Here is a 10,988-nt window from a genome sequence, read left to right as displayed (position 1 = left end):
ATCGGTGGATGGCCTCGTTTACCGCTTACCGGATAGTGCGGGGCAATGACATTCAGCAGAGAGGGCCAAGGCGTTACCCCTTCGATTTCGGACAAAAAACGATCCCGTCGTGTTTGTTTCTTCTTTGCTGCATATTCCAGGTCAGAAAAGCTTGATTGCATCGCTCTATTCCATATTTATCAATACGATGCATTTTATCAAACCTTTATGACCAAAGTTGATGTGATCGAATAAATCAGTGTTTCCCTAAGCTTTTAAACTGAAAAACCGGATTGGAGTTATGAAATTCCAATCCGGTTTTTTTAATTCACTTTATTTACTAGAGTTTAGAGTTTCAGCCCCAAAGGAGGTAAATCACCCCAAGAAAATAAGAAAAAAGCTTGACAAAGTAGCATAAAAATCGTTGCCGCCTTTCTAAATATCTTTGTTTTTGAAAGATATTTAGAAAGGCGGCCTTCTTCAGAAAGGAATTTTCATTCACTTCTGGAGGCCGCGATGAATGCAAAAGGATATTCTGGTATCCCAAGCGAACTGTGCCATTGGATAACATTTTTGAGCAAGGCGCTACCCGTTAGATCAATCGGTACGTTTATCGAGTTGTTGATTGGAGCGATGTTAACACCGACGGGCTTTGTGACAGATGCGTATTTGATGGTGAATATGCGCAACCACTGGACGAGTTATTACAAGTGGTTGCAGCATGGAAAATGGTCATGGCTTGGGTTGGCGCGGCAATTTGCACGACTGGTTTTAGCTTGTTTGAGGCAACATACGGTGTATCTGGTGATCGATGATACGCTGACGCTACGCGCAACGAAGAAAGCGCCGGGAAGCCGGATTCATCATCAGCACGGCAACAAGGCAAACCTAGCTGCATATGTTCTGGGGCAATGCTGGGTAAGTCTGGCAATGGTTGCCAAACGGACAAACGGTGAATCGGTTGCGTTGCCGATTCTATCTCGGCTGATGCCAAGCACCGGCAATACCGGCAAGTTGATTGCGGCCAATACGCTGGTACGCGCGATACAAGGCTTACTGCAAGGATTGAAGGTTTATGTGTTGATGGATAGCTGGTATATGCGGCGCCGTGTGATTTCCGCCAACACCCGGCTAGGTTTTTCGGTGATTGGTCAGGTAAGGATAGACACTCGCCTCTACGATCTACCGCTACCCCGGCGTCACGGCGAATTAGGGCGAAGTAGGAAGTATGGGGAGAAATACACGCCGGAACATATTGATCAACTGCATCGTACCATCACAACGCTCAAGATTTACGGCAAAGAACAACGCGTGCGATTGCGCAGCCAATTGGTCAAAGCGCGCTTTCTCGATGGTCAGTTAGTGCATGCTGTTTGGTGCGAATTTGAAAGAAGCAATGGAGAATGGAAAGCAGCCAGCCTGATATTGAGCACAGACATCACACTGACGGCGGAACAAGTGATTGAAAGCTATAGCCTGCGTTGGTCGATTGAGCCCATATTCAATCAACTTAAACAAACTTGGGGCATGAAAGAAGCATGGCAGCAAACACGCAAAACCTTACATCGCTGGGTGCATATCACTATGGTGAGCTATGGCTTAGTACAATTGCTGAGTTGCTTAAACAACCCAACAGTCGATGCGCTTTGTCAGCATACGCCTTGGCGCAAAGAAAATCCCAAAACTGCCGGACAAATCCGCAGAGGATTGACTCTTCTTTTTCGACATGTTGCGATCAGGCAGTGGTGGGATGCTACTTGCAAAAAATTCAGACCACCTGATTGGGACAAAAATGAAGATTATAGGCATCAACAGCGTAACACAACGTAGTGCAAAGAAAATTAGTGAAGCAATCAACAGATTCAAGCTGAAAATTACCAGCTTGAACTGATGGATTCGCTCTAAACTCTAGTTTATTTACTATTGAGAAAAAACGAATCAGGCATCCTTAACAGCACTTTGCACGATAGCCGGTGCAAGTAAAGATTCCGGCTGATCCGGTGCTTTTTTATCGGGTATATCATCAAACCAGTGATATACCATCGGCATAACCACCATCGTCATCAACGTCGCTGTCGTCAATCCGAAAATGACCACGATAGCGAGTGGTTTTTGCACCTCAGAACCCAATCCCGTGGCCGTTAGAAAAGGTGCCAATCCTAGAATTGTCGTGGCCGCCGTCATCATGACCGGCCGGAAACGTTGCGCACAGGCTTGTCTAGCGGCTGCTTGCACACTCAGGCCTTTTTCGCGCAATTCCCGCAGAAAGGATATCAGCACTACACCGTTCAAAATGGAAGTCCCCCACACGGCAATAAAACCTACCGATGCAGGTACCGACAAATACTGACCGGTAACAAAGAGCCCGACAATCCCGCCTACCGATGCGAAGGGTAAAACCAGATAAATGAGCACGGCCATCTTCACCGAATTAAACAGCATGAACAGCAAGAAGAAAATAGCTGCTAACGTAACCGGCACAATGATGGAAAGTTTTGCCATCGCACGTTGCATGTTCTCAAACTGACCACCCCAGACGAAATAATAGCCGGGAGGCAATTTAATTTCTTTCGCGGTACGCTCTTGGAGCTCAGCGACAAAACCACCCATGTCTCGCTCATGCACGTTAACACCAATGACCACACGGCGTTTTGCAAACTCGCGTGAAATGATTGCAGGGCCATCGATCACTTTGATATCTGCGATTGCACTCATTGGTATGAGCATACCGCCATCAGTCCCCGTTGCACCGGGTGTACCACTGCCAGGCCGTAATAACAATTGCTTGATCGCTTCCACATCATGACGATATGCTTCCGGGAATCTCAGTAGCAACGTAAAGCGCCGTTCGCCTTCAAAAACCTGTGTAACCGCTTTGCCACCGACAGCGGTGGCAATCATTTCGTTAACGTCAGCGACGTTCAAGCCGTGACGAGCGATGGCGCGGCGATCAATATCGATCGTCAACTCCTGCTGACCGGATAATCGCTCAATACGGATATCTCGGGCACCCCGTGTGGATTTGACGATACGTGCTACTTGTTCAGATAGTTTGCGTAATTGCTCGAGATCATCACCAAAAATTTTGATGGCAACTTGCGAGCGTACCCCGGTGACCATTTCATCGACCCGCTGCGCAATTGGTTGAGAGATGACAATATTGACACCCGGTAGCGTGGCCAGGGCCTTACGAATATCCTCTTCGATTTCCAGCTGGGTACGGCCTGATCCAATAAGATCCAGATCGGCGATCGGATCCGATTCATTCTGTGATGCCGGATCAGCGGGCGTTTCTCCACGACCCAACTTGGAAACAACCGATTTGACGCCGGGTACCGCCACTATCAATTTCATTGCTTCGGTTTCAATTTTGATGGCTTCATCCAAAGAAATGGATGGTGCGCGGATAATCACCGGAGTCACTGCGCCTTCCTTCATGATTGGAATGAACGCCGTCCCCAACATTGGAAACAGCACTAATGCCACCACCAATGAGCAGACAGCAACAATCAAAGTCTTTTTCTGATTACGCACCGCTAAATCATAAATGCCCAGGTAGCCCTTTTTAAGCACAGCAATGACTTTAGTGTCCTGCTCGCTACCGCCTTTTAACAGATAATCACACAGAACAGGGGACAACAATAACGATACAAACAATGCGATAAATAACGAGATAGAAATAGTAATTGCTAGCGGACTGAATGTTTTTCCTTCCATTCCTTCCAGAGTCATTAAAGGAAGAAATACCAACACGGTCACAATTAAACCAAAAATCACCGGTGTGCCGACTTCAGCGACCGCATCCACAATGACATCAAATTTGGACTTTCCCGTATCTTTGGCTTCCCCCAGGCGCTGATAAATATTTTCAACAACTACCACCGTGGGATCCACCATCATGCCGAGTGCAATTGTCAGACCACCTAATGACATCAAATTGGCAGGCATACCGTAATGGTTCATCACCAGGAAGGTGATCAATGGGGTGATAATCAGTGTGAAACATACGACAAAACTAGTGCGAACGGTACCCAGAAAAATCGATAACACCACAATAACCAGAATCAAGGATTCCATCAGCGTAGTTTGAACGGTGGATAGTGCACCATCCACTAGATCGGTACGATCATAAAACGGCACAACCTGCAAACCATCCGGTAATATGCCACGCTCATTGATTTCAGCAACTCTTTCCTTGATTCGACCGACAATTTCCTTGGCATTACCACCCCGCAGCATCATGACAATACCCGTCACTGATTCGGTATCGCCATTCTTAATGCTAGCACCCTGGCGCACTTCACCGCCAAAGGTTACCTCAGCCACATCACGTACATATACCGGAACACCGTTCATTTCTTTGAGCACGATATTGCGGATATCATCCAGCGAGGCGATAAGGCCCACGCCACGGATCAGATATTGCTCATAGCGCAATGCCAATATATTGCCGCTGGCATTGGCGTTATTACTGGCCAGTGCACGGTCAACCTGTCCTAGCGTTATATCGTAATGCCGCAGCTTATTGGGGTCGGCGTATACTTGGTATTCTTTAACAAACCCGCCAATGGAATTGATTTCCGCTACACCTCGGATCGAACGTAGCAAGGGGCGCACTACCCAATCTTGAACTGTACGTCGCGCAATTAATTCTTCCTCGGTCAGTGCTCGGGTACCATCATCGGGATGTTCAATAGTGTATTGATAGACCTCCCCCAGACCTGTCGAGACCGGTCCAAGCACCGGTGTGATGCCGGGTATCAATCGAGGGGTGACATCAATAATCCGCTCCATGACCAATTGGCGCGCAAAAAACACATCGGTTTGATCGGTGAACACCAAAGTGATGAGCGATAATCCGCTCTTATTCATTGAGCGCATTTCGACTAATCCGGGCAGACCGGTCATGGCGATTTCAACGGGTACGGTAACCAATCGTTCCATCTCTTCCGGACTGCGGCCAATCGCTACCGTAGCGACCTGCACCTGAATGTTGGTGACATCCGGGAATGCATCCACAGTGAGCGATTTAACAGCAAACCCGCCTGCAGCGCATAGCATCAGTCCGATCACCACCACCAGCAAACGCTGTCTCAGCATTGCACGAACTATCGCGGCCATCATGGGCTACTCCAGTTCAGCAAGCTTACGCTCACTATCTAAATGAAAGGCACCTGCGGTTACGATACGTTGATCAATCGTCACTCCTTTTATGACTGGACGTAAATTGGCCACTTCAGGACCCAATTCAACGGGCACGCGCTGAAAACGGTTATCGCCTAATGCGATAAAGACATAATCCAGATTTAATTCCCGAACGATTGCCGACTCAGGAACCACTAATACTTTGTGTTGCGGGTCCGTGATGTGCATATTTGCCAGCATATCCGGTTTAAGCTTGCGCTCGGGATTTTCCACCATGACCCGGGTCATCACGGTACGGGTTAAACGATTGATCGTATCGGAAACAAAAATGATCACGCCATCCATCAATTGAGTTCCTAATGCGGGCACTTGAATCTCGACATGTTGCTCCAAGTGAACTTCGCGAGCAATTTGCTCAGGCACATCGCCAACGACCCAAACATGCGACAGATCCGCGACTTGGAAAAGTGGATCAGAAGGTTGCACTACCTGACCTACCATGACGTTACGTGCGATCACGTAACCTTCGCGAGTTGCCTTGATATCCATCCACGGCAAGATTTTTCCTCGTTTTTTTAGTTCTTTTAATTCTTGATCACCCATTCCAAATAATCTAAGTTGATCTGCTGCTGCACTTAACTCGGCTTGGGCAATTTCCAGTTCGGATTGCCGCCGTTCTACTTCAGCCAGCGGTATCACATCAGCAGCCAGCAAATGACGCGCACGTTCGGATGCTTTCTGGGTTAGCACAACACGGGATGATGCACGTAAATAGGCGAGCTGTGCTTGTGTTAAATCCGGACTGGTAATACGTGCTAATCGATCACCTGCTTTAACATAAGCACCCAGTATCACAAACATATCGATGATACGCCCTGTAACATAAGAACCAATTTGTGCGGTTCGTTCTTCATCGACTTGAACTCGGCTGGGTACAAGTATTTTATCGGCAAGATCAATGAGTGCTGGTTGCCCAATTTCTAGCCGCCCTTCCAATTCGGGACGAGCCGTGATGCTGTTGATATCACGCTCTGCTGTAGATTGCTTGGGAGCTTGTTCTTCCGAAGCCTTATCGCATCCGGTCAACAACGATGCTGCGATAACAATGGAACCAATGACTGATAATTTGAATTTCATTCTACAAGTAACTCCCTAGGATAGTGTGCGCGTAGACGGTCAATTTCGGCAGCGGCGGATTGCAGATCAAAACGTGCCAGCAAGGAATCCCCTACAATTCCCCGGAGTATACGTTGTGTGTCCAAAAACTCGAGGAGTCCGCGTTCGCCGAATCGATGTGCAGCTCTGGCAACTTCTACCGCATTTTCCGCCTCTTTAAGCAATCCGCCTTCAAACATATCTACTCGGCGCTGTGCAATCTGTAGCATCTGCCATGCCGATTCGAATAATTGTCCGATTTCATAGCGGCGAAATTCGAGCGTATCGCGTATGCGAGCAGAATCGTAAATAGCGGTATCAATTTCACCACGACGACGATACCACAGTGGAATTCGGATACTCATACCAGCCATATTAGAGGTAAATTGCGCATCTTGATAATTGGTGTATAACACGTTAATTTGCGGCAATACCGAAGCCTTTTCCTGGCTAATCCGCTGGGTAGCGCGTTCTTGTTCAGCCTGCAGCCGAACCACATCAGGATTAACCTGAGGAACTTGAATACGCAGCTCCTCCAGCGGCGGCAAATTGACGGGGTCTTTTAATGAGGCACTGATTTCAAAATCAGCAGGTATCGCTCCGGCTGTAAACTGCATGAGTGCTATGCGCGCGCGCTGCACGCCCAATCGGGCTGCTTCCTTACGATTCGCGGCGTTTTGTACTTCAGTATCCGCACGGATTAGCTCAAAACGCGCCGCTTCCCCTCTTTCGACATTGATTTTGATACGCCGCCGCACATCATCGACCAAATCATAGATATTTTGCTCCATAGCAAATTGTTCCTGGCGAAGCAATAATTCATATGAACGTACACGCAGTTGCGCGGCCAAATCGGCACGCACCTGATCAAAGCTGGCGCGGCTGGCACCTACGATTGCTTCAGATGCACTGATACGGGCGCTACGCATGATAGGGTTCTCGATCGGTTGATTGACCGTCACTGAGCGCTGCATAGAGGTAGGTCCGGTTATCGCTAATGAATAACGATTACTATCGGGGCCAGCTGTCACAGTGACTTCAGGGTTAAGAAACGCAGAAGCGGCCACCACACCTGCCTTAGCCATATCGACTTGCGAGCGAGCAGCAAGCACAAGACCATTGGCTTGCAAACCCAGTCGTTGTATTTCATCAATTTTGAGTTTGGCTGATTGTTGGGCTAATGTGGATGGAGAGGAGAACGCAAAGCTTAAACTAAGTAATAAGTACCAAAATGTAGATTTCTGCATAGTGCCCTTTCAATTATTACAGAGATATGATGTCATTCACATATTCTTCACATAAAATTAGCTGCTAATAATATAGGAATATTACGTTTCAGCAATCTTAATATTAACGATAATAAGGTCTTTTATTAATATTTTGAAGAAAAAATCAGAATAGCTAATTAACAAAAGCCCGGAATTTACCAAAACAATCCTGAATGATTGCTGAACAAGAACATTAATCCATATGCATTCAAAACCCTCACATCACAATCTCTACCCGATAAAGCTTTTGATACTGATTCTCAGCGTATTAGCGATTATTTGGCTTGTTACAGGAATATCCTGGCGGACTTATGAATTGCGTGACAATGATCCTAACCGTGGCGCTATCACAAATGGTATCGATAAATTCGGCGATCAATTTTCTCAAATAGTTTATCTTGATCAAGGCTGGTCTGCGGCTGATAGTCTGTGGTTCTATAATACAACGCAAGGTTCCAATTTATTACCTTACAGTTTTTTTCTAGTGCTGGAGCAGTCTGATTCGTCCGCTTTGTTCCGCAGTGATGAGAATATTGATCGCTATGGTTATCTGCCGCAACGGTCAACTGCCAGTAATCCAGATGGATTACCCGTAGGGATGGTACGAGATGAATATCGAAATAAGGCGTTTATGGGATTTACTTGTGCTGCTTGCCATACAACCCAGATCAATTATGCCGGCACTGGAATTCGTATTGATGGTGGCCCGGCGAATTCAGATATGGAATCCTTCATGATCGATTTGGCAGCGGCGCTGTATGCTACTTTAGAGACTCCGGAAAAACTTGATCGCTTTGTTACTCATGTAATAAAACAAGGCCACTATGAGAACGCAAACGAAGTATTAGCCGATCTCAAGAAATATGCTCAGCGTATTAAAACGTATAACATCATTAATACGCCCCGTGACACCAAGCGCCCGTTAACCCGATATGGCTATGCGCGATTGGATGCATTTGGACGTATCTATAACCGTGTGCTCGAACACATTATGAGTGCGCAACAATTGCGCGAATTACTGGTTGAAATACTTTCTCCGGCTGAACTGGCTAAGGTGATGGCTGGCATTGAACCAGTGCTTAGCAGCAATGATCGCGACCATGTTATCGAACGAACCCAAGCATACTTGACTGATAAGCAAATCATCAAATTACGCAATAAAATCTATAATCCGGCTGATGCCCCGGTCAGTTACCCATTTCTATGGGATGTTCCACAGCATGATTATATTCAATGGAATGGCAGAGTCGAGAACAGTGGGCTAGGTCCAATGGCGCGTAATGCAGGCCAATTGATCGGCGTATTCGGCACGCTGGATTGGCAGGAAAAAGATGGTTTCACCCTATCTTCAGTGCTCGGCGGACAAGGACTTGGTTCTAAGCATATTGATTTCCAATCCTCCATCGATATCCGAAATTTGCGTCGAGTAGAAAACCATTTGCGCAAATTAACCTCACCCCTTTGGCCTGAACATATTTTGCCCAAGCTCGACAACACACGATTGACTAGGGGTGCAGAATTATTTGCTCAATATTGCGCATCGTGCCATGGTCAAATAAATCGGTCAGACCCTAATCGCCGCGTCGTCGCTAAAATGATTTCAGTCTCTTCCGTAGGAACGGATTCTAAAATGGCTGCAAACAGCATAGAATTTACCGGCTATAGCGGCATTCTAAAGAATCAATATGTTAGTGTCAGTACCGGAAACATCTTATTGCAACATCAAGCACCAGCGGTCGCTCTATTGACCTCCGCTACGCGCAATGTTGTCACCACACCCGATCGCGACAAATGGTTTATACGACGGTGGGTAGAGCGATCGTATGATTTTGCCTATACATTTTTTGATAACGAAGTGCGGTCTTCTCTTAAAAATGGAAACTACACGCCCGATACGACGGCCAAACCTTTTGCTTCGGTAATGGCTTATAAAGCACGTCCACTCAACGGCATCTGGGCAACCGCCCCATACTTACATAATGGTTCAGTACCAACACTGTATGATCTGCTTTTACCCAAAAGACAAGTCGGTGATCCGATAGAGGGTGAGTATCGACCGGATGAGTTTATTGCCGGTTCGCGTGAGTTTGATGTGGAGAAAGTTGGCTTAAAATCGACGGGCTACGATGGTTTCTTGTTTCGTACCAGCATTTGGGGTAATAACAACGGCGGGCATGAGTATGCTTCTGGCCGCGCACCACAGCCGGATGAAACATTTCTACCGGCATTGACTAAAGAACAACGGCTGGACTTGCTGGAGTACCTTAAGTCTTTATAAGCAACATAAGGAGAAATGCTTATGATTCCATCTGCTTTTACTGCCGAAGACCCCAGATATCTAATTGAAAAACTCATTTCCAAAAGACGCATTCATAACGCGAGTTTCAGCTCTCGTACCGACAATGCTACTTCTGGAACCGCTGCAGGCTCATTCAGGTAAATTACTTTTCTTCTCGATACCACTTTGAGCTGGTTGTCACAGGCAAAATCCATAATAAATTTGTAGGCACCCGGATTGCTGTTTTTTAACACTGTTTTTACCCGCACGCCCACTTGCCCCTCATGTATGATCGGCTGAGCATGCTCCGAGTATACCCAACGCCCATGGTTATCATAACTGGCAAGGGCCCCACAGAGCCTCTCTGACCAGTCACTCGGACGAAATGGCCGGCCATTTGGGATAACACCCAGAATCAAGCACTCTTCAGGTTCAGACTTCATATGCATTGCAACAATAAGAAAAATAAAAGTTGAGAAACAGCATGAACTGAGGCCATAACAGTTTTTTTGGACGGGTGTCCCGGAATAATTTGGTAAATTTTTCTGCGATCATGCGTAGAATTCATGATAAGAATCTTCTTTTCTTTAAAATCCTAATGGTTATTACGGCATAGCTTTAAAAAAATAGAGACAATTTCCAATAGAATGGGGAAGTAACTATGGAATTAACCAGGGAAAATAGGATCTGATGTTTTACAACTGAGATAGATCACATTGATTGTCTGTTACAACCAAATTATTTAAGAAAAATTAAAAATAAGTAAGCTGTTTTATTCCCTATCTTAGTTTTTCTATTTCATTAGGAGCTAACGTGGCTTTGCAAATTTCAATTAACTTAAGACTTGCTATGATTGCAAGTCAGGCTATCTGGCTCGGTGCTTGCGCCAATCTTTCTTACTATGCCCAAGCCGTCGATGGGCATTTTAATGTTCTACACCGTGCGCAACCGATTAGTACAATTCTTGCCCACCCCGAAACAGATCCAAAACTAAAGCAATCACTGAATAAAATCGTTCAGTTGCGTGAATTCGCCAGTCGTGAATTGAAGTTACCGGATAACTTGAGCTATACCAGTTATGCGGATTTAGAACGCCCCTACGTAGTATGGAATGTTTTTGCCTCGCCGGAGCTTTCCATGAAACTCAAAGAATGGTGTTTTGT

7 protein-coding genes and 1 pseudogene are annotated in these 10,988 nt (G+C 46.3%); 3 read left to right on the top strand and 5 right to left on the bottom strand.

The features are described from left to right. Positions 1 to 161, bottom strand: a pseudogene (locus QZ942_RS03140) (IS5/IS1182 family transposase); the annotation flags it as partial. Positions 162 to 495: 334 nt separating this feature from the next. Between QZ942_RS03140 and QZ942_RS03135 the strand changes: the two are divergent. Continuing rightward, positions 496 to 1,809: a transposase gene (locus tag QZ942_RS03135; protein ID WP_292993191.1), complete on the top strand. Its 1,314-nt coding sequence runs from the start codon at positions 496 to 498 to the stop codon at positions 1,807 to 1,809. Positions 1,810 to 1,917: 108 nt separating this feature from the next. On the opposite strand, the gene QZ942_RS03130 is transcribed toward QZ942_RS03135, so the two are convergent. The 3 genes from QZ942_RS03130 to QZ942_RS03120 are packed head-to-tail and all read right to left on the bottom strand — an operon-like array spanning position 1,918 to position 7,526. Next, the gene (locus tag QZ942_RS03130) at positions 1,918 to 5,103 is read right to left on the bottom strand and encodes a CusA/CzcA family heavy metal efflux RND transporter (RefSeq protein WP_292993190.1); all 3,186 of its coding nucleotides are present in this window, start codon (positions 5,101 to 5,103) and stop codon (positions 1,918 to 1,920) included. A gap of 3 nt (positions 5,104 to 5,106) precedes the next feature. Beyond that, the gene (locus QZ942_RS03125) at positions 5,107 to 6,261 is read right to left on the bottom strand and encodes an efflux RND transporter periplasmic adaptor subunit (protein WP_292993189.1); all 1,155 of its coding nucleotides are present in this window, start codon (positions 6,259 to 6,261) and stop codon (positions 5,107 to 5,109) included. Further along, entirely contained in the window at positions 6,258 to 7,526 is a 1,269-nt protein-coding gene (locus QZ942_RS03120; protein WP_292993188.1) for a TolC family protein, read from the bottom strand. Before QZ942_RS03120 ends, QZ942_RS03125 begins: the two co-directional genes overlap by 4 nt. Before the next feature lie 223 nt (positions 7,527 to 7,749). Here QZ942_RS03120 and QZ942_RS03115 point away from each other — a divergent pair, with 223 nt between their 5' ends. Continuing rightward, positions 7,750 to 9,825, top strand: coding sequence for a di-heme-cytochrome C peroxidase (locus QZ942_RS03115; protein ID WP_292993187.1), 2,076 nt, complete (start codon positions 7,750 to 7,752; stop codon positions 9,823 to 9,825). A 92-nt stretch (positions 9,826 to 9,917) separates the two neighbouring features. On the opposite strand, the gene QZ942_RS03110 is transcribed toward QZ942_RS03115, so the two are convergent. Further along, positions 9,918 to 10,268, bottom strand: coding sequence for a DUF3579 domain-containing protein (locus tag QZ942_RS03110; protein ID WP_292993186.1), 351 nt, complete (start codon positions 10,266 to 10,268; stop codon positions 9,918 to 9,920). A 370-nt stretch (positions 10,269 to 10,638) separates the two neighbouring features. Between QZ942_RS03110 and QZ942_RS03105 the strand changes: the two genes are divergently transcribed. Further along, positions 10,639 to 10,988, top strand: a 350-nt coding sequence (locus QZ942_RS03105) for an aminopeptidase (protein ID WP_292993185.1), incomplete at its 3' end; no start/stop codon positions are given.

Source organism: Nitrosomonas sp., assembly GCF_021731985.1.
Classification (GTDB): Bacteria; Pseudomonadota; Gammaproteobacteria; order Burkholderiales; family Nitrosomonadaceae; genus Nitrosomonas.
Note: the sequence above shows the minus strand (reverse complement) of the source record. Positions and strands in the feature narration are given on the sequence as shown.

Excerpts from the sequence above, each read along its gene's own strand:
- QZ942_RS03125 (WP_292993189.1), bottom strand. The coding sequence starts at position 6,261 with ATGAAATTCAAATTATCAGTCATTGGTTCCATTGTTATCGCAGCATCG.
- QZ942_RS03110 (WP_292993186.1), bottom strand. The coding sequence starts at position 10,268 with ATGAAGTCTGAACCTGAAGAGTGCTTGATTCTGGGTGTTATCCCAAAT.
- QZ942_RS03130 (WP_292993190.1), bottom strand. The coding sequence starts at position 5,103 with ATGATGGCCGCGATAGTTCGTGCAATGCTGAGACAGCGTTTGCTGGTG.
- QZ942_RS03135 (WP_292993191.1), top strand. The coding sequence starts at position 496 with ATGAATGCAAAAGGATATTCTGGTATCCCAAGCGAACTGTGCCATTGG.
- QZ942_RS03120 (WP_292993188.1), bottom strand. The coding sequence starts at position 7,526 with ATGCAGAAATCTACATTTTGGTACTTATTACTTAGTTTAAGCTTTGCG.
- QZ942_RS03115 (WP_292993187.1), top strand. The coding sequence starts at position 7,750 with ATGCATTCAAAACCCTCACATCACAATCTCTACCCGATAAAGCTTTTG.